Below are 20,936 nucleotides of genomic sequence, written 5' to 3'. Positions count from 1 at the left end.
CCTAACTCTCATCCTCATTACTTGTTTCTCCCTGTCAACCCCTCCCCCTCATCTCCCCATCCCCTTAACAACTAATCCCCCTAATACCCTAAATCCTTTAATCCTCTAGTATCCGATTATGGAAAGTAAATTACTGCGAGTCGAATGTTTATTAAAAGGAGTAGCTGATGCTACAAATTATTTACTTACGGTAAAAGATTATAATCAGGGTATTAATCAGGCTTTAGATACTTTAGGAAAAGCAACAAAACTCGATCGCATCTATATATTTAATGTACACCCTCATCCTCAATGGAAAAAACCTGCTTATAGTCAACTATGGGAATGGGTAGCCGAAGGAATCACTCCAGAAATAGATAATCCTTATCTACAAAATATGCCTTTTGATGACTTTATACCTCGATGGTATGATATATTGTCGTCAGGTGGCACTGTCGCAGGAAATGTCAGGGATTTTCCTGAACTAGAAAGAATTGTTCTTCAACCTCAAGGTATTTTATCTTTATTAGTTGTACCTATTCTTATTAAAGATGAATTTTGGGGTTTTGTCGGTTTTGATGATTGTCATCGTGAACGACATTGGACTGAAATTGAAATTTCTACCTTAAGAGCGATCGCAGGTAGTATTGGGGGTATAATTGCAAGAAATCAGGCAGAGCGAGAATTACAAAATCTTAACCAAGAATTAGAAAAAAGAATTGAAACTAGAACCCAACAACTATTAATAGCAAAAGAAGAAGCCGATAAAGCCAATCAGGCAAAAAGTGAATTTCTAGCAAGGATGAGTCATGAATTACGTACTTCATTAAATGGAATTTTAGGGTTTTGCCAACTACTAAATAGAGATGAAAATTTAACTTCTTTACAAAGAGAAAACTTAAAAATAATTAATAGCAGTGGAGAACATTTACTTAACCTTATTAACGATATTTTAGAATTAACTAAAATCGAAGTGGGTAAAATATCTCTTAATATTACTGACTGTGACTTAGATAAATTACTAGACAGTCTGAGAGATATGTTTTATCTAAAAATCTCAGAGAAAAATTTAGAATTAATAATTACTCGTGATGTCGATATACCAAATCATGTTCGCTTAGATGAAAGAAAACTCAAACAAGTATTAATTAACTTACTTCATAATGCTATTAAGTTTACTCATAAAGGACAAATTAGTCTCAAAATACAATCTATAAAAGATAATAAAAATATAGAAAAAACTAACTTATTATTTATAGTAAAAGATACAGGAGTAGGCATTACTCCAGAAGAACTAAAAATTATATTTAAACCTTTTGAACAAACACAATTAGGAATTAAATCTAATCAGGGCAATGGTTTAGGTCTTTCTATCTCTAAGAAATTAGTAAAATTAATGGGAGGAAATTTACAAGTAAAAAGTAGCTTAAATCAAGGCTCTTCTTTTTATTTTCAGATTCCCGCAACCATCATTAAGAAAAATAAAAATATTACAAAACACTCTTTTGATGATAGATTAAATTTAAAACCATCTCCAGAAAAAAATAAAATTTTAATAGTAGAAGATATAGAAATAAATCGTCAATTTTTAATTAAATTATTAAGTCCGATGAGCTTTAATATTTATATTGCAGAGGATGGAGAAAAAGCTCTTGATTTGTGGGAAAAACATTTACCAGATTTGATATTAATGGATGTACAGATACCTATTTTAAATGGTTTAGAAGTAACACAAATTATTAGAGAGAAAAAAAATTTACCTCAGCCTAAAATTATCATTGTTTCTGCTAGTGCCTTTGCTAACGATGTTGAAAAAGCTACTTGTCAAGGTTGTGATGATTTTGTAATGAAACCTATTATCGAAAACATATTATTGAGCAAAATAGCCCAACATTTAGGCATAGAGTTAAGTACAAAAATATCAACTAATGAGGAAAGAGAAACTTTAGAGGAAAAAGAAAAATTAATTAAAAGCAACTTACAAAAGATGCCTTCAGATTGGGTTAAAAAATTAAATAAAGCCGCAAAAGAATTAAATAGAGACAAAATATCTTCACTTCTTCAATTAATTCCTTCTGAATATGATCCACTAGCAAGAATATTAAATAAAATGATAAAAGAGTATGATTTTGAGCAAATAATCAGGCTAACTCAATAATGATCAATGAATATTTTTCCTCAGCAAAACTCATTAGGCACAGTTTTAATTGTTGATGATGTTTTAGAAAATCTTGATTTATTGTCCCAAACGTTGACTTCTCAAGGTTATCAGGTGCGTTGTGCAAAAAATGGCTATTTGGCTTTGATGAGTATTAAGCATGAATTGCCAGATTTAATCTTATTAGATATAAAGATGCCGGGGATGAATGGTTATCAGGTTTGTCAAAATTTAAAAGAGAATTATAAGACGAAAGATATACCGATAATTTTTTTGAGTTCAGCCTATGAAACAGAAGAGAAAATACAAGCCTTTGCGGTTGGAGGAGTTGATTATATTACTAAACCTTTTGAAGTTGCGGAGGTATTAGCCAGAGTTAACACCCAAATGGGTTTATTAAAGACACAACTAGAATTAAAACAATTAAATCAAGAGTTAGAGAAAAGGATAAAAAGAAGAACTGATGAACTAGAAAGATTAAATCAAGAATTACGGTTAGAAAATGAAGAAAGAAAAAAAATTCAAGAAAAGTTAATCTATGATGCTTTACATGATTCTTTAACTAATTTACCTAATCGTACTTTATTTATTGATCGAGTCAAGATGTTGATTCGTCATTGTCATCGTTTTCCTAGTTTCCAATTTGCTATTTTATTTATAGATTTAGACCGCTTCAAGTTAATTAATGATAGCTTAGGACATCATGCGGGCGATCGCCTTTTAGTTTTTTGCGGACAGCTATTCCAAAAATGTGTAAGAGAAAGTGATACGGTTGCCCGTTTAGGAGGGGATGAATTTGGTATTTTACTAGATAATATTAGCGATGTTACCCATGCCATTGATACAGCAGAAACCATCAAAATGCAGTTAAGTAAATCATCTCCCTTATTTAATCATCATTTTAGCCCCTCTGCCAGTATTGGTATTGTTATTGGCAATTATCAGTGTCAAAATGCCACCGATTTATTACGCAATGCTGATATAGCTATGTATCGTGCTAAAGAAATGGGGAAAGCTAGATACGCTATTTTTAACCAAGAATTACATCAACAAGCAATCCAACGTTTAGAAATAGAAAGTGATTTAAAAAAAGCACTGGCATTCAACGAGATGCTCGTATATTATCAACCAATAGTTGAGCTACAAACAAAGCGTTTGAAAGGATTTGAATGTTTAATTAGATGGCAACACCCCAAAAAAGGTTTAATTTCCCCCCTTGAATTTATTCCCATCGCCGAAGAATGTGGTTTAATTTCTTCTCTAGGAGACTGGGTATTACAGGAATCCTGTCGTCAATTAAAGCAGTGGCAAACAAGATATAGCCATCACTCGGAATTAAGCATCAATGTTAATTTCTCCCCCAAACAATTTGAAGATATTTATTTACCCCAAACAATTCATAATGTTTTACTCGACAATGAATTAGAGCCTCATCATCTAAACATAGAAATTACGGAAAATGTATTTTTGTCCAACAACATTACGGTGAGTAAAATTTTAAGCCAACTAGATAAGTTACAAATACCCATAAGCCTAGATGATTTCGGCACGGGTTACTCTTCTCTTAGTTATCTTCATCGCTTCCCCATTAGTGTTATTAAGATAGATGGCTCATTTATTAGACAAATGCAAAACCATAACAAATATTTAGAAATAGTGAAAACCATTACGACTTTAGGACATACTTTAGGAATGAAAATTATTGCCGAAGGAATTGAAACGGAGAGACAACTACACACACTGCAAGAATTAGGATGTGAATTTGGTCAAGGATATTTTTTTGGTAAACCCCTTCAAGCCTCTGTCGCAGAGAAATTAATTCAAATATCGAATAAAGATTAAACTTATGTAACTCGATCGCATCTTTATAAGAATGATTGCATAAAATGAAAAATGGAGACTGATATATAACAAGAAACCACAAGAGAAAAACTTAAATCATGGCAATTTCATTACAAAAAGGGCAAAGAGTCTCACTAGATAAAGTTGCCCCCGGATTAAATGCGGCTTTCATCGGCTTAGGTTGGGATGTAAATACAACAGATACAGGAGTGGATTTTGACTTAGATGCCTCTGTTTTTCTGCTCAATAGCAATGAAAAGCTAATTTCTGACCAACATTTTATCTTTTATAATAATCTCACAAGTCCAGACCCTGAAAAATCTATTAAACACATGGGAGATAATCTCACAGGAGAAGGAGACGGAGATGACGAAGTTATTATCGTTGACTTAAGAAAAGTACCAACAGATGTCAATCGTATAGTTGTAACTGTAACTATTTATGATGCAGATAAGAGAAAACAAAATTTTGGTCAAGTCAGAAACGCCTTTGTCAGATTAGTAAATGTAGAAACCAAAGAAGAAGTTTTACGCTATGACTTAGAAGAAGACTTTTCCACAGAAACCGCTTTAATTATGGCAGAAATTTACCGCAAAGATGGTGAATGGCGTATGAATGCCGTTGGGGCTGGTTATCAAGGAGGTTTACAGGCTTTACTCAATCGTTATCAATAAGAAGCAAAGGGCAAAGGGCAAAGATGAATAATGAATAGTGAATAGTTGATAATTAAGAATTAAGAATTAAAAACCCTTAACTCCTGTACGGGCGAATGGTCATTCGCTCCTAACTAACTCATTACTTATTTCTCCCTCTCCCCTCATCCCCTTATCTCCTCATCCCCTAAACACCCTAACACCTGAAACCTGCTACCTGATACTTCTATACTACTTATTGCTCACTATTTATTACTTATTAATCATCATGGGAATTAATTTACAAAAAGGACAAAGAATTTCACTAAAAAAAGAAGCCCCTAAATTAGAACAACTAATGTGTGGTTTAGGTTGGGATGTCGCCAAGAAAAAAGGCGGTTTTTTAAGTGGTTTGTTTACCACAGATTTTGATTTAGATGCTTCGGTTTTATGTTTGAATCAAGATGGTAAAATAAAATCAAATAGTGAAATCGTTTTCTTCGGCAATTTACGTCATTATTCTGATGCGATTAATCACATGGGAGATAATCTGACTGGCGCCGGAGATGGTGATGATGAACAAATATTAGTCAAATTACCTTTGATTCCTCAAAATATTCACAAATTAGTTTTTGTGGTTAATATTTATAATGCCTTAGAAAGAAGTCAAGATTTTTCCCAAGTAGAAAATGCTTTTGTGCGTTTGGTTAACTTAAGCAATAATCAGGAAATCGCTCGTTATACTCTCTCTGGAAATGGTTATCAAGGAAAAACAGGGATGATTATGGCAGAAATTGCCCGTGTAGGTGACGATTGGGAAATGATGGCAAAAGGTGAAGGTTTTCAGGTAAAAAGTTTGGGTGATGTAATGAAACTTTATAGTTAATAGTTTTATAGTGAATAATGAATAGTGGATAGTCAATTGATTTCAATTTGGAATTAGGAAAGGGCAATTAATAATTAGGAATTAGTAATTAAAGCCTGAAACCTGAAACCTAAAACCTCTATCTTATTCATTACTCATTATCCTTCAACTCCTAATTCTTAAAATCTATGTTTAAACCTCTATCTGATTTGGTTAAATCTTTCGGCAAAGACTCTGGTAATTTATTAGCAAATCGCTATCAGTTAGTTAGTCAAATAGGCAGGGGGGCAATGGGGCAGGTTTATAGAGCCATTGATACTCAATCAGGTGACAACATTGTTGCTATTAAGTTTTTGTCTCAAGCCTTATTAGATGATAAAATGCGTTCTCGTTTTGAGAATGAAGCAAAAATAAGTGCTTTATTAGGGGAACAAAGTCAGCATATTGTTAGGGTTAAAGATTATGGAATTAGTGAAAATCAAGTTCCTTTTTATGTAATGGAGTACCTTGAAGGGGATGATTTAGACAGCCTCATCAAGAAAAAAACTATTTCTGTAGGTAGATTTTTATATTTAATTAAACAAATTTGTTTAGGGTTGGAATGCGCCCATAATGGTATTTTAGTCAATGGACAATTAGCCACTATCATTCATCGTGATATTAAGCCTAGTAATATTTTCTTAGCTAAGACTGGAGAAGGAGATGTTATCGCTAAAATTCTCGATTTTGGCATCGCTCAAATTCAAGAGCCAGAACAGGCTTCAACTCAACAACGCTTCATGGGTACTCCAGAATACTGCTCTCCTGAACAAATGGCAGAAGAAGAGTTACAGCCTACTTCAGATATTTATAGTTTGGGGGTGTTAATGTATCAAATGTTAACTCAAAAAACTCCGATTACCGCAGATGGCAAAACTTTTCAGGCATGGTTTAAGGCACATCATGAGAATATTCCAAAGCCTTTACCTAGTTATCTTCCTTTACCTCCTGAGTTACATGATTTAATTATGAAATGTCTATCTAAGTCGAGATGCGATCGCCCTCAAAATATAGGTGAAATTTTAAAGATTATTACTCCATTAGAGAGAGAATATAACAGAAAAAATAATCCTGAAATTAATAGTAATCCCGACTCATTTGCCAAAAGAAAAACAGTATCTAGTGAAAATTTACCATTACTAACAGTTTATGCTCAAAGTAATTGGCCTAAAGATAAACCCCAGAAAAAAATAGTTTTTCCCTGTTTAACAGAAGCTCAAGAAGGGAGTTTTTCCAGTTTATGGACTATGTTAGAGTCAGATGAAGTTAATCGTTTCATTCCTAAGTCAACTTTTTGTTTTAATCATTTTCTATTTCAACTAAATCCTCATCCGATGATTTTATGGGCTAATTTATTGTATCGCCGTAATTATGAACCTAAATGGCTACCTTGCTATTTAGATTTAAAAACAGAAATTGGCTCTCAAATAGTTAATAATTTAATTAGTAAAAATCTCTATTATATTCTTTTATTTGAATTAGAAAAACCTCATAAATATAAACAGTTATTAACGGTAAAAATTAATGAAGATAAAGCAAAAAAAATAGAACAATTTTTGAGTAAAATGACTCTTTCTCCTTCTTCTCGGTCTCAAGCACAAGTAAGCAAAATAGCTTTGAAAAAACAGTTTGAATCTGTTAAAGATACAATTATTGCGGCAATTAGTCGTAGTAAATAACCTCAATTCTGTTCCAGAATATCGGATAAGGGTAGGTATCAGGTTGCAGGTTGCAGGTGTCAGGTTTAGGGGAGTAATGAGTAATGAGTAATGAGTAACGAGTAACGAGTAATTATCAACTATCAACTATTCACTATTCACTATTCACTATTCACTAATTGCCCTTTGCCTCTTGCCTCTTGCCTACCCTAACCAAAATTCCCATACTCAAAGTAATAAAGCCATAATTTAGGTTAATTATTTTGATTATTGCCACAACAAGTATCTATACCTAAACTTTGTAAGATAATATCACTTACTGCATTTGCGATCGCAAACTCACTGTAAAAACTTTTCTGAAAATCAAAAGATTGCATTTCTGTAACAATAGCAATAACTAACGAACCAAGGTCATTTTCTCCCTCTAAACGATGACGAATAAAAATTTGAGCGGCACGGTTAGCAATGGTTTCGTTAACTAGCTCAGGGATGAATTCATTATCTAGCCATTGATGTAAAGATTTTTTTAACCAACTACGCTCTTTTTCAGGATTTTCCACGGGAGGTAAAACAATAGGTGGAATTGGTTGAGACATGATTAAATATTAGTATATGTTTCCTTCTTTAATAGAAATTATATACATTTGGTTGTGCACATGATCGATGTTCCCTCCATCATTCAGGGATATGCCCACGGTAATTTTTTAATGGCGGATGATAAACAACAATTAGGATGGTATTCTAGCAATCAAAGAGCCTTAATCCCTCTTGATCATCAATTTCACTATCCTAAATCCTTACGGAGGGTAATCAATCAAAATCGCTTTTCCGTAGCCATTAATCAAGATTTTTTAGGAGTATGTTGTGGTTGTGCGCAAAGAGAAACCACATGGATTTCATCAGAATTAATTCAAATTTACTTAGAATTGAATAAAGCAGGATGGGCTTACAGTTTTGAAACTTGGCAGGATGGAAAACTAGCAGGAGGAATTCTAGGTATTGTAATTAGAGGGGCATTTATTGGAGAATCAATGTTTTACCATGTACCAGATGCTTCAAAGGTGGCAATGGTAAAATTAGTGGAACATCTACGACAAAGAAATTTTATTCTGTTTGATGCTCAGATGCAAAACCCCCACTTAGAAAGATTTGGTTCTTATATCATCGATAATCGTAAGTATATGGGTTTATTGGCAAAAGCCCTTGAAGCTAATTGTGATTTTATCTAGTTAACCTGAGTTCGGGATAAATTTTCATCGGTGAGTGATGGCGAAAAGGGCAATTAAAAATTAGTAATTAACCTCAGTTCGGTTTAAGAATATTGGATGAGGGTAGGTTTCAGGTTTCGGAGTTATTATTCAGCCCAATACTATTTATTTTTGTCTCTTGCCCCCCGCCTCTCGAGGGGAGTTTTTTCAAAGTCAGGGCAAAATTATCTTGCCCTCACCCCCAACCCCTCTCCCACAGTAGAGGGGAGCGTTTTTTCTTAATAATTGATTAATTAATACTTAAAAACTCCTGTATCTGTTACTATTTGTTAACCTGAGTTTTGGATAAGCTGAAAGCAGACCAACTCGTAGTCAAAAAACCTTATAGCTTCTTAGAAATAACTTAGAAATAACGATAAAATTGCCTTAATCCGAACTGACTTAAACAAGGGGCTTAAGCCCCTTGCTAAAAACCCCTACCACCTGCTGTTCCTGCTGTTCCTGACACCTGACACCTAACCTTATCAGATATTCTTAAACCGAACTGAGGTTATTTGTTAGTTTCAAATAGTTTCAAAAATTGACATTTTTGAGAATGAAAAAACCCTGCCTCTCGAGGGGGGATAAAGGGGAGTTTGCCCTTTTCTTAATCACTCCCCATGAAAATTTACCCTGAACTCAGGTTAGTTTATTTTTTTTAGGTGTGGGGCTTCTCAGCAATCTAAAATGATTAGTTTAGAAAAAGCCCGAATTAGAGACTTCTGAGCCATTGAGTAGTCCTAAACTGTTCTCAATGAATTGATCCAGAAATGTTTGAGCTTCATTCATATTACCAATATAGCCAACTCCCGCTACTTGTTGATTAAAGGCTTGAAAGCGATCGCTCGATGAACTTAAACCCTGTCCAAAAGAACCAAAAAGATTAGCATTGTTAGCCCATTGTGCGTCACTCCACTCTGCGGAAGAAGCAAGAAAACTAACCCGAGTGCGATCGTCCACATTAAAACGAATAATTGCATCATCATAATCTAAATCTCCTCCACCGAGTATGTCTTCAAAGCCCCAAGTGTTATAACCAAGGTTGGTAACGTGGTCAAAATTATCCACATTGGCGTTTTTATAGGCAAAGAAAACATTTTCAAACTCTTCTGCTGAACCATTAACCGCCATAAAGGGTGCAAACAATTCATCCCCACTGAGGTTAAAGCTAAAAGGCACTGTTTCTAAATCTGCTAGGCTAAGATTTGCATTGGTATCCGTCAGACGATTAAACTCGCTGAGAGCTATGGTTTGATATTCGGGGTTATTTGGGCTATAGGTATTACCATCAGAGTCTATGACTGTACCATTTTCATCTAGGACACGGTAAAATCCAACGGTATTGTTAAAGGCGGCTTCACGGAAAATTGAACCAGAAATGGTATATTCAATTTCACTGGAATTATTCTGGGTGTCAACGAGGTCAATATTAGGATTTGGGTCAGTAATGGGGATGGTATTATTTTCTGGTTGGAAACTGGTATAGTCAGTTACCGTTGATTGCAAAATCGCCAAGGGTAATTGAGATTTGCTTAAACCATCATCTACCGCTTGATTCCATCGTTGGATTTCCTGAGAAGAAGGATTGCGAGAGTAAAGGGTTTCACTGGTGACATTAACTATGGTTTCAACGGATGAGTCTTCAAGGGATGCCCCAAAGTGGTTAACAATTTCTGCTTGACTTTCAGGAGAGCTTATAAAGCTATCGACAAAATCATCAACCTTGTCAAAATCGGGCATTTTCGCAGACCAATTGGCACTGCCTGTGGGATCACTGAGTCTCCCGAAATAGGCTTGATATAATAAACGGGTAAGGTTATATCGATCCATGGTGTTATCAGGAATATTATTATCCCCAATACCTTCTAAATCAAATACTCCTACTTGACCAATAGTTTCAATATTTAGGTTAAGTTGCTGAGTATTATCTAGTAAATTTGAACCGCTAGAAGGTGTACCATTTACTTCATTGCCTGTGGCAAAAAGAATTTTTGGATCTTGATTTTCTGGAGCTAATCCAGAGGTAAGATCGAAACTTTGTACTAATAAACCACCATTACCTAATGCTCCACCAAAAATCGGGGTAACGCTATGACCTAAACCTTCTGCTTCAGGTACATTGAGAGTGCTTAAGTCAACTAGGTTAAAGATACTGGGATTAAGATTGGTAACAATATCTTCTGTTCCCATGTCCATATTATGGTTATTGTGTTCACTATGACCCCCATGACTTCCATGACCCCCATGACCAATGGTGCTACCGTCGGAAGTGGCGATAAAGTGTCCTGCACCCAATTGGAAGGTATAAACCCCCGTTTCTGTGGGAGAATTGGCAGTTAAAATCAGATTTTCTAGGGCTATTTGTGCATATTGGTTGAAGCCACTGGTAAGGGTAATTTCTGAGGCTTGGGCGAGGGTTTCGTTTTCGATTAAAGCATCGGCTAATAAGGCTTGATCTGGTTGGTAGCCTCCTTCAAATTGTCCTGTTTGTAATAAAAGTGCGATCGCAGCTCCATCTAAAATACTTAAATGAACTCCATTGGTAGTACGATAGGCAATAGCTAAATCCGCAAAATTATCTAAATTGTAATCGCCTGTACTCATAGTAACCTGTTCAGGACGTAAACCCGCAACAGGATCAAGATTATCCCCTTCAATGTCAATGAATTCCCAAGGATCAAATTCAAAAATTTCCGTCCAGTCTTCTCCTTGGGAGTCAGTATTCCAACCTGTTACGGTGAAGTCGGTTAAATTAACAGAACCGTCGTTATTTACTTGAGTAAAACCTGCGGTAGTTATATCATTGCGGTTATCTCCGCTCAAATCAGAAATTACTGCCCAAGGTGCTAAATTACTATTTTCATAGGGTTTAAAACTGCTGAGTAAGTTAGTTTGGTTTGTCAATAAACTAGCACCATCATAGACTCGGACTAAACCATCTCCTTCGGTGGTAATTACGACTTCTTGGACAAAATCACTACTAACATCTCCTGTTTGTCCTCTTCTAGGAGTTACATCAACATTTCCGTCAAGGCTCACAGTATAAGACTTAAAATCAGAAGCTCGATAAACTGTGACATTAATATTATTATCATCAGTGCGATCGAAGTTAAAATGTTCTGCAGGAATTAACCAACTATCATCGGTATTTTCAATCACTTGAATTGCCATCATCATCCCCGCATCTTCATGGGGCAGAATATGACAGTGGAAAACATAAGTTCCTAAAAAGTCTTGGAATAGCATCCGAATAGTTTGATTATTTGCTCCCCAAGTTGCTAAAGGCAGAGTATTGTTAGGGTCGATCGCCTCTGGTAAAGTGGTAAAAGTACCCTGTAAAGGATCTTTTTGTAAAACCTCTCCAGAACTAGCATCATAGTAGTGATAGCCAGAACTATTGAGCATTGTCACATCTTCAAGATTACGTTTTTCTGGTAACTCAGTATCACTATCCAACACTTGATAATCATTGATATGGATGTGGAAAGGATGTCCAATATACTTAGTGGGTGCGTTGATACTCCAATTTTTAAGGGTCCATTCTTCGATCGTGCCTAACTGAGCTGTAACCAAAGGACCAAAAGGAAAAACATGATCATTAATCAGAAAAGGATTTTCATAACCTAACCATGTACCCTCCTCATCCCTTGGCAAAGCCGTAAAAGTTTGATATTCCTGTCCTGTTGACTCTTCATAGGCTTTTAAAGCCTCTTGGGTTGCCGCATCTCTTTCTGTAGGATCTCGTCCTACTAATACATCTTTTGTCCAGTTAAACTCTCTTCCCCTCGCAGGTTGCCACTGTTCATCAAATAAATTTACACTAGGTACTTTATTGGGATCATACTCCTCTGGAGTAGTTGTCGGTAAAATATCTTGTACAGGAATAGTAGTATTAATCTGATTAATAAAATCTTCCTGTTGAGCAGGGCTTAAATTTTCAGTACCTTCAGGAACAGTCAAAATAGCCAAAGGACCTGCCGCCTGAGAATTTTCTGAACTTAATTCAGGATAACCACCCATATTCGTAACATTGTAGGTTAACCCATCTTTTTCAAAAGAGTAAACCGAAGTTAATTCTGTAGTGCCACTTTCAAGATAAAATAAAACATCGACTCTTTTCCCGGGTGCTAGGGAAATAATATCTTCTCCTTTTGTGTAATCAGTCGGTGCAGAAGCCCCTTGAGGAGTATATGAACCTAAAACCCCTTCCGCTCGGCGAATTTCAGGGTATTGATGACCATCTTCTCCATAAATGAATAAGGGTATGGGTTCTAAGGTTGTATTACCATCATTGTCTGTAACTCTTTGTTGCAAACTAACATTATAGTAAGCCTGATTACTTTGATTGCTTAAAGAAATACTTTGCCAACCGCCCACGGTTTCTCGATTAGGCTGAAACTCTCCGTTTACTGTCACCATAGTTAAACGGTTAACCAAACCCCCTAAGCTGTCATAGGAAGTTAGCCTTAAACTGGGGTTTTCTTCTCCTTCGGTTTCGTCTGCACCAAAATCAAGATCAATATTTTTGAGAACCGCTAAATTACGGGGTATATCTTCTAGGCTAGGAATGCGACTGAGGGGATCTCCAATTTGAATAAATCCCGATTGCCCCCCATAAACCTGAGCGTTAACAGAAGGGTGATAATGGGGATGATACCAATAAGAACCAATACCATGATCATCAGGTATATCAATATTTGTTGTCCAACTTTGTCCAGTGGTATAACGACTAACTACATTATCTCCAAAACCTCCGGGGGCAGTATGGGCGCCGTGAAAATGGAAATTAGTGGAAGTTGTCCCTCCCAAACCAGCACTACCACCATTGCCATAGGAACTATTACGCACTAGAGTAGCCGCTTGAATTTGTTCGGTGGTTAATCCGGGAATTGTGATTTCATTATCAAAATTAATGCGTAAATCTTCCCCGGGTTGCATAATTAATGTAGGTCCGGGATAGCTAGTGGTAACTGTATCTCCATTGGGAAGACCGTAGGTATATAAAAAGTTTGGCAACCAAAGAGGGGGGGTTTCTCCTTGGGCAACATCTAAATTATCTAAAAGATTTTGAGCATCGAAAATAGAGCGGACGATTTCATCGTTATTATACGTACTCCATTTACCCACAGGATCATAGTTATCGTTGTCTTGGATTGCTGTATAAAGTTCATCGGTGGTTTGTCCTTGGGCTGACCAAAATTCGTCCGTATTCGCCCCTTGATCAAATCCCGGTCCTGTATAGCCAATAAGTCTTAAGTTATAGATAGAATTATTACGAGATTTGCCTGTCCAACCATTGACGATCGCATTTTTGTATTGAGTAAACAGAGAATTAGGACTATTAACAGCAGTTAAACCATTTGCTCCCAATAAAAAATCATTAACAAATTGATCCACATTCGTAATTTGTACGGGGTTACTGCTAATATCGAGATCAATTTCTAAATCTTGACGAGGTTGATTATTATTTTCAATAATGCCCGTTTGAGGATCATAACTGAGACTAGAACTTAAAACAATGTTGGGATTACCTTCGGGAGTTGTAGGGAATATAGCACCGAGGCGATAGAAAAAAGAATCTGACATGATCAACTATCCATTAAAATCGGTAAATTTAAAATAGTTAAAATTTTAATGATTTTTGGCGAAAAAAAGACCTCTTGTCTCAAAAATTTTATTTTTTCTTTACAAACTGTCAATTTTAGATCTTTATTCTCAATATTGCTATAAAATCCTAATATATTAGAAATAAAAAGAGAAGTTAATAGTCACAAAAAGAAAACACCAAAATACAGCGATAAAAGGTTATATAGCAATACTAGCTGAGTTTTATTAACTACTATTTGATAAAAGTAAAAAGCCTGAAGCAAAAGGTAAAAGGGATAGTATCTTCAATGTTTTTTTCTGATAATTGATTATTTATAAATGATTAAGAATTACTATAAGTTAACTTGATTATTAATTTTTAGATAATTTTTGGTTTTTTTTTTAGTGTGGAACAAAAACAAATTGATAACTTTTTTTTAAATTTATTTAAAGGTTTCTATTAATAATAATTAATACTAATTTACCTTATATTTTTTATGGTAATTGTATATTTTTGTTACAGTCATTAATATTTGTTGCGTCGGTTACTGGTAATTAATGCTATTTTGTATGGTTGAATGGAACTAATAGCAAGGAGATAGAGTTAGTGGGTTTCGGTTTAAATGCCCGTTCGGCGGGTCTAAATTTATGTCATGAGAATGCGGAAGAATTTGCAATGACAATGCCTTCTGTGGATTTTGTTCAAGTGCATCCAGAGCATTTTCTACAGGACTTAGGGGGTAATTATGTTTATGCTTTTGAAAAATTAAAGGAAAATTATCCTCTTACCTTTCATGGTTTTGGTTTATCTATAGGTTCGATCGCACCTTTGCCAGAAAATTATCTAAAATTGGTTAAACGCTTACTAGCAGAAAATGAAGGAAGTTTTTTTTCAGAACATTTTTCATGGAGTTCCGTTTCTCATCACCATTTCCATGATTTAATACCCTTTCCTTTTACCCAAGAAGTTTTAGACTATTTTTGCGAAAGAGTTGAACAGGTGCAAGAATATCTCGGTAGTGAGATTTTATTAGAAAATATTAGTAGTTATATGCGTTTCAGCATTTCTGAAATGGACGAAATAGCCTTTATGAATGAAGTGTTTAAACGTACTGGAGCAAAAATGTTATTGGATCTTAACAATCTCTGGGCTAACGCTCAAAACTTTGAAGAAGATGCCTTAGAGAGAATGATGGCAATTAAGCCTGAATATGTCCAAAGTTATCATTTAGCAGGTTGTACAGCTTGGGGAGATAATAATTATATTGACTATCATGGAGAAGCCGTTAGAGATGAAGTATGGCAACTATATCAAAAAGCAATGGAGGTATTCGGAGCTAAACCGACTTTAATTGAATGGGAAAATAATATTCCTCCCATTAGCCGAACCGTGGAAGAAGTCCATAAAGCTAAAGCTATTTTAACGAAAGCCTAGAATTCTATTCAAGCTCAATTCGTGCCAATAATCGCCGATGAGGACAGGTTTCAGATATGACAATACGGCTAGTAAATTAGTTAAGAGGAGGAGAAAAGGGGATGTGGGGAGAGGAGAAAGCCAGTCATAAGTTCAGAGTTTTTAATTCTTAATTTTTAATTCTTCATTTTTTCTTTGCCCTACCATAACCAGAAAAATTTATCTTGAACTCAGATTAGTTTACTTTTTCGAGAAGATTGGAATTTCTAATTTTTGAAAATAATATGATACATCCTCAATTAGAAGAAATAATTAGTAAGTTAAAACAGTCTTTTATTAACTTATATAATACTAAATTAGACAAAATTATTTTATATGGATCTCAAGGGAGAAAAGATGCTCAAATACATTCAGATATTGATATTTTAGTAGTTCTTAAAGGCAACATTGATCCTTATAAAGAAATAGATAGAACTGGAGATATTATCTATCAAATAAGTTTAGATTATGATGTAGTTTTATCTCGTCATTTTATCTCTTCTGATAAATTTAATCATAATAATAATCCATTTTTGCACAATGTAAAAAAAGAGGGAATTATACTGTGAAATTAGAGGTTAATAAATTAATTAAAAAGGCTAAAGAGAGTTTAGTTGCTTCAGAAATTTTAACTCAAAACAAACTTTAGAGACTACATACATAATGACAAAAATAGAGACATGGGAAGATACAGGGCAAGGTTATCCTCTACGTTGGTGGGTTTTGCCGATAGTTTGTTTACCAACTCTGGCGATGTTACTAGATGGAAATATTGTCTTTATTGCCTTACCTGCCATTGGTGATACTTTCCGTGATTTTCCCAATTTAGGAGAGTGGGTATTAGCTTCTTTTTCCTTGGTGGCGGCGGCTCTTTCCTTACCTGCGGGGGAATTGGGCGATCGCATCGGCTTAAGAAAGGTATTTAGCTGGGGTTTATGGTTATTTATTCTCGGTAGTGGTATTTGTTTTTTTGCTTTTAAAGGTTGGATATTAATTTTGGGTAGGGTGATATGTGCCTGTGGGGCGGCAATTCTTGCCCCTGTTGCCTTGGCTTGTTTACGGCGTATTTTTCCTCCAAAAGAACAGGCGATCGCCTTTGGTTATTGGTCTGCGAGTGTCACCATTGGTACAGTGATTGGACCATTTTTAGGAGGATTTTTAGAACATATTGCTAGTTGGCATTGGGTCTTTTTTGCCCCTGTAGTACCTGCTGCGATCGGACTTTTGGGACTGCCTTTATTACCTTTGCTTCCTGCGAAACAAATCTCCTTCAAACCTGACTACATAGGCATAACTACCATCGGCTTTGCTATCTTTTTCTTTCTCTTTTTCCTGATGGAAAGTCCGAATTTATCCCCTAGTCTTAACATTTTGATTATCTGCCTTTTCTTGCTAACGGTGGTAATGTGGCGACAAAGTGCGAATAAACCATCGGCGGTTATCCCTTTAAATATTATTACTCGTAATAGTTGGTATGTTCCTTCTGTTTTACAACTATTTATTCGAGCATTGTTTGTATTTGTTATGACTTGTTTAACGGTTTATTTTCAAGAAGGGAGAAGTTTATCTGCTTTAGACACATCTATTCATATTTTGCCTTTAAGTATCTTGTCAGGGGTTGTTTCTCTTGCCAGTGGCTATTTAGAAAAATCTTTCGGAGTCAAATATTTAATGATGGCAACTCTAACTTTAACCGCCTTAGGTTTTTGGTCTTTGCGAGATATTCCCCTATCTGGATTTGATGGGGGTGACTGGTTTGGCATAGTGGCATTTGGTATCCTTTATGGTAACACCGCCCAACTTTCTCACCAAGCCTTAGTTCATTTTTCCAAATCCCAAGCCATGAGAGGTTCAGCGATTAATACCTTAACCATTAACTTAGGTTTAGCTTTAGGAGCGGCTATTTATAGTATTTTTATCTCAATTGCCTTACCATTAAATTTAAAACAGCAGTCTAATTGGCAATTCCCCGTTGAGATACCTAGCAGTGTTCAAGAAATACTTAATCAGGTAGATCAAAATCTTCATACCTCAAGTCATAGTCAATCGTTACAGGCTTTACAAGAATCTTTAGCCCACAGTTTTGGCTTTGGTTTTGCATTGTGTGCTATTTCCTGTTTAATCGCCATTGCCATTACCTACAGTATGCGTCCATTTTCATCGAATTAACTATTCACTATTCATTATTCACTAATTGCTATTGATGATTAAAAACAATCCTACCACTGCTGAATATGCAGTACAACGTCTAGCTGATTTAGGAATTCGCCATGTTTTTGGCTTACCCGGAGATTATGCCTTTCCTATCGATGATGCGATCGAATCTAACCCTAATTTAACATGGATTGTCTGTAGTAATGAATTGAATGCCGCCTACAGTGCTGACGGTTATGCCCGTGTTTTTGGGGCGTCTATCCTTAGCACCACCTATGGAGTGGGAGAATTAGGTGCGATCGCAGGTGTCATGGGGGCTAAAGCAGAAAGATTACCTATTTTTCATCTGGTGGGGATGCCTTCGACTAGGTTAATGCGGACTCGCAAACCTTTACATCATACTTTCGGGGATGGAGAATTTAACCATTTTCATCAATTATCCTCCGCAACCGCCTGTGTTAGCACCATCTTAACCCCAGAAAATGCAATTACCGAAATGGAAAGAGTAATTGCGATCGCACTTTCCCAACGACAACCAGCAATTATCGCCATAGCTGGGGATTACGCTCAAATGCCAGTGATAGGCAATCCCATACAGGGAGTACCATTACATCAAGTTTCACCCCCAAAAAGTAACCCTCAAGAGTTAGAGTGTGCCGTTAAAACTATCTTACAAAGATTAGAACAAGCCCAACAACCCGTTATTCTTCCCTGTTTTACCCTACTGCGCTACGGATTAACAGAACAATTCACCCACCTTCTTAAAGTTACTGGTATTCCCTACGCCACCACCAGAATTGATAAAGCCGTAATTTCTGAATCTCATCCCTTATATATGGGTATGTATCGAGGAGCAACTTCAGAATCTGCCCTCCGAGAATATGTAGAATCTGCGGACTTAATTCTTGACATAGGAGGAGTATTATTTGATGATGTTTCTACAGGTCATGGTTCAGCAAGACTCGATCGAGAAAAGATTATTTCCATTCATCCCCATCATGTAGAAATTCTCTCTAATATTTGTCATATTAATTCCCAATCCCATACTTATAGCCCTGTTTGGATAGGGGATGTCATTAGTAACCTTATAGAGAATATTAAACCCATTTCCTCCAAAAAATTTCCCCAACCTTCCCCCATTACCCTCGAAAAAAATGCTTCTCAAGCTATTACTTGGCAAACCCTCCGAGCCACAATGCAAAATTTCCTGGAAGCGGAAGATATTTTAATCTGTGAATCTGGTTTAAGCGTTGCTTTCTTATCATCCTTACTATTACCAAAAAACTGTAGCTTTCATAATCAAACCCTTTGGGCGGCTATTGGTTGGGCAACTCCTGCCACATTTGGAGCGGCTTTGGCTAATCCCCAACGACGAGTTATCTTAGTTACAGGCGATGGTGCTCATCAACTTACGGCAAATGAAATTGGCACTATGGGGCGTTATGGAGTTAAACCCATAATTATTGTCTTAAATAATGGCATTTTTGGTATTGAAGAATTTTTAGCAGGAAATAAATCTAATATTTACAATGTTTTATCTCCTTGGAATTATGCTCAGATACCTCATGCAATGGGTTGCGAAAACTGGTACTGTCAAAAAGTTACATCTTTAGATGAATTAAACAACGCCCTTGAAAAAGCAAGACTTCACAATAATGGGGCTTATATAGAAGTTGTTTTAACCGAGAAAATTCCCCCCGCTTTATCTGAAAAAATATACGCTCAACGCTATCAATTATTACCCATAGACACTTATCTGAGTTCGGGATAAATTTTCATAGGGAGTATTGAGAAAAGGAAAAAAGTCAAGAGGCAAAGATGAATAGTGAATAGTAAATAGTGAATAATTAAAAACTCCGAACCCTCATTACTCATTATTCATTACTTATTGCTTTCTCCTAACACCTGCAACCTGAAACTTCAAACCTGCTCTTACCCATTGGTAAGAAGTTAAGCAAAAGTGATTTTTGTCAATGATTTGTTTATAAAAACTAACAATCGCTCTAATCCTTTATTATCCATAACTTAGCGGATTTGACTACCTTAGACTAAATACTCAGAATTTGTTATTCTTATGATTTATGAAAAAGTGCGATCGAAACCCAAAAATAGACCCATCTCACTGATTTTGAGCAAAATAAAACTTCCATCTACAAATGTAACCCCACTGATGGTAAAACTTATTCTTTATCCCCAACTTCAGAAGTAGATCATTTTCCTTATGTTTGCTTCACAAATGATATTAGCAAAGAAGGTATAGAAATCGATGTTTCTAACTTTAATATTACTAATTCTAGTCTGACGGAGATTGTGACCCAATCAATTAACCAATGCGGTGTCAAAGCTAATTATTATGGTGTATATATCAAATCAACATGGTCATCGGTTGTTTTAACCATTGCATCGAAGTTATGTTTATGGCAGTGGGCAAGAATGAAAAATTTTGTTTCTGATGATATTTTTAGTGCAGAAGATAATATCTACACATCATTACAACATTTTTACTGTGCTGATCAAGAACACCCTGATAACCCAATGAAATACTTGGGTAAAGCGAATTCATGGCGCTTAATTGGAATGTATGCCAGTGAACCAAAAACAGGTTTAGTTACAGTACCACAACCTAATCAAAATTTACATATACATGGTATTTGTACAGAAAAAAATTGGGGTGGCCACGTACATCATGAACATAAGATGAGCAAGTTACTCCATATTGATAGTTTAATTATCTATCCCCTTCAAGAAGTTGAAGTAATTGAATCAGATTTAACGATTAAGGATGCAGTATGGCTTGATGATAACCTTGTTTTTACTGTTGTTAACCAAGGATTATTAGATGTGAGTAATCTTCAAATTCACATAGTTCCTAATAATCAATATAGCTCATACATTGGTTGTCGCATTCCCTGGTTAAGCGCTGGTAATTCTTTTAAAATTAATATTCCTAAAAATAAGATTAAATTAAAAACAGGAAAAAACATCATAAATATCATTGCAGACCCAGACAATTTGATTTTAGAAGCCAATGAAAATAACAATATAATGACCCTTGAGGTTTCTATTTCCCCTGTTTAATCTTGGGGCAGATTTCAGATAAAGACTATAACTTGATCTCAGTTCGGTTTAAGAATATCCGATAAGGTTAGGTGTCAGGTTTCAGGTTGCAGGTTGCAGGTGTTAGGATGATGACCAGATGAGAAGAAAGGATGAGAGGAGGAAATAGAGGCTTAGGGTTTGGGGTGGTAGGGGTTTTTAGCAAGGGGCTTAAGCCCCTTGTTTAAGTCAGTTCGGGTTAAGGCAATTTTATCGTTATTTCTAAG

General features: G+C 35.6%; 13 protein-coding genes. 11 read left to right on the top strand and 2 right to left on the bottom strand.

The window, feature by feature from the left end:
* Positions 1-118 precede the first annotated feature (118 nt).
* From CYAN10605_RS09525 to CYAN10605_RS09505, 5 genes are all read left to right on the top strand, one after another.
* Positions 119-2,137, top strand: a complete 2,019-nt coding sequence (locus tag CYAN10605_RS09525; protein WP_015219730.1) for a hybrid sensor histidine kinase/response regulator — start codon at positions 119-121, stop codon at positions 2,135-2,137.
* Between the two features lie 6 nt (positions 2,138-2,143).
* A complete protein-coding gene (locus CYAN10605_RS09520) occupies positions 2,144-3,979 on the top strand; it encodes a two-component system response regulator (protein WP_015219729.1) in 1,836 nt (611 codons plus the stop codon).
* 98 nt (positions 3,980-4,077) lie between these two features.
* Positions 4,078-4,653, top strand: coding sequence for a TerD family protein (locus tag CYAN10605_RS09515; RefSeq protein WP_015219728.1), 576 nt, complete (start codon positions 4,078-4,080; stop codon positions 4,651-4,653).
* 247 nt (positions 4,654-4,900) lie between these two features.
* Positions 4,901-5,497: a TerD family protein gene (locus tag CYAN10605_RS09510; RefSeq protein WP_015219727.1), complete on the top strand. Its 597-nt coding sequence runs from the start codon at positions 4,901-4,903 to the stop codon at positions 5,495-5,497.
* A 167-nt stretch (positions 5,498-5,664) separates the two neighbouring features.
* A complete protein-coding gene (locus CYAN10605_RS09505) occupies positions 5,665-7,194 on the top strand; it encodes a serine/threonine protein kinase (RefSeq protein WP_015219726.1) in 1,530 nt (509 codons plus the stop codon).
* Positions 7,195-7,427: 233 nt separating this feature from the next.
* On the opposite strand, the gene CYAN10605_RS09500 is transcribed toward CYAN10605_RS09505, so the two are convergent.
* Positions 7,428-7,769 carry a DUF8822 family protein gene (locus CYAN10605_RS09500; RefSeq protein WP_015219725.1) on the bottom strand — a complete coding sequence of 114 codons (342 nt, stop codon included), beginning with the start codon at positions 7,767-7,769 and terminating at the stop codon, positions 7,428-7,430.
* Between the two features lie 60 nt (positions 7,770-7,829).
* Here CYAN10605_RS09500 and aat point away from each other — a divergent pair, with 60 nt between their 5' ends.
* Positions 7,830-8,402, top strand: a complete 573-nt coding sequence (aat, locus tag CYAN10605_RS09495; RefSeq protein ID WP_015219724.1) for a leucyl/phenylalanyl-tRNA--protein transferase — start codon at positions 7,830-7,832, stop codon at positions 8,400-8,402.
* 714 nt (positions 8,403-9,116) lie between these two features.
* Here aat and CYAN10605_RS09490 read toward each other — a convergent pair.
* On the bottom strand, positions 9,117-14,006 hold the full coding sequence (locus CYAN10605_RS09490; RefSeq protein ID WP_015219723.1) for a multicopper oxidase domain-containing protein: 4,890 nt from the start codon (positions 14,004-14,006) through the stop codon (positions 9,117-9,119).
* Between the two features lie 574 nt (positions 14,007-14,580).
* On the opposite strand from CYAN10605_RS09490, the gene CYAN10605_RS09485 reads away from it, so the two are divergent.
* The 5 genes from CYAN10605_RS09485 to CYAN10605_RS09465 all read left to right on the top strand — a co-directional run bounded on the left by CYAN10605_RS09485 (position 14,581) and on the right by CYAN10605_RS09465 (position 20,691).
* Complete coding sequence (locus CYAN10605_RS09485) at positions 14,581-15,441, top strand: MbnB/TglH/ChrH family RiPP precursor modification enzyme (protein WP_206536249.1); 861 nt, start codon at positions 14,581-14,583, stop codon at positions 15,439-15,441.
* 263 nt (positions 15,442-15,704) lie between these two features.
* Complete coding sequence (locus tag CYAN10605_RS09480; RefSeq protein WP_015219721.1) at positions 15,705-16,028, top strand: nucleotidyltransferase domain-containing protein; 324 nt, start codon at positions 15,705-15,707, stop codon at positions 16,026-16,028.
* A gap of 94 nt (positions 16,029-16,122) precedes the next feature.
* A complete protein-coding gene (locus tag CYAN10605_RS09475) occupies positions 16,123-17,628 on the top strand; it encodes an MFS transporter (protein WP_015219720.1) in 1,506 nt (501 codons plus the stop codon).
* Between the two features lie 34 nt (positions 17,629-17,662).
* On the top strand, positions 17,663-19,384 hold the full coding sequence (locus CYAN10605_RS09470; RefSeq protein WP_015219719.1) for an alpha-keto acid decarboxylase family protein: 1,722 nt from the start codon (positions 17,663-17,665) through the stop codon (positions 19,382-19,384).
* Positions 19,385-19,923: 539 nt separating this feature from the next.
* Positions 19,924-20,691 carry a CARDB domain-containing protein gene (locus tag CYAN10605_RS09465; RefSeq protein ID WP_150108945.1) on the top strand — a complete coding sequence of 256 codons (768 nt, stop codon included), beginning with the start codon at positions 19,924-19,926 and terminating at the stop codon, positions 20,689-20,691.
* Positions 20,692-20,936 lie beyond the last annotated feature (245 nt).

The sequence above is a fragment of the Cyanobacterium aponinum PCC 10605 genome, from assembly GCF_000317675.1.
Taxonomy (GTDB): Bacteria; Cyanobacteriota; Cyanobacteriia; order Cyanobacteriales; family Cyanobacteriaceae; genus PCC-10605.
The sequence above is the reverse complement of the archived record's forward strand: the minus strand, read 5'-3'. Positions and strand labels throughout refer to the sequence as shown.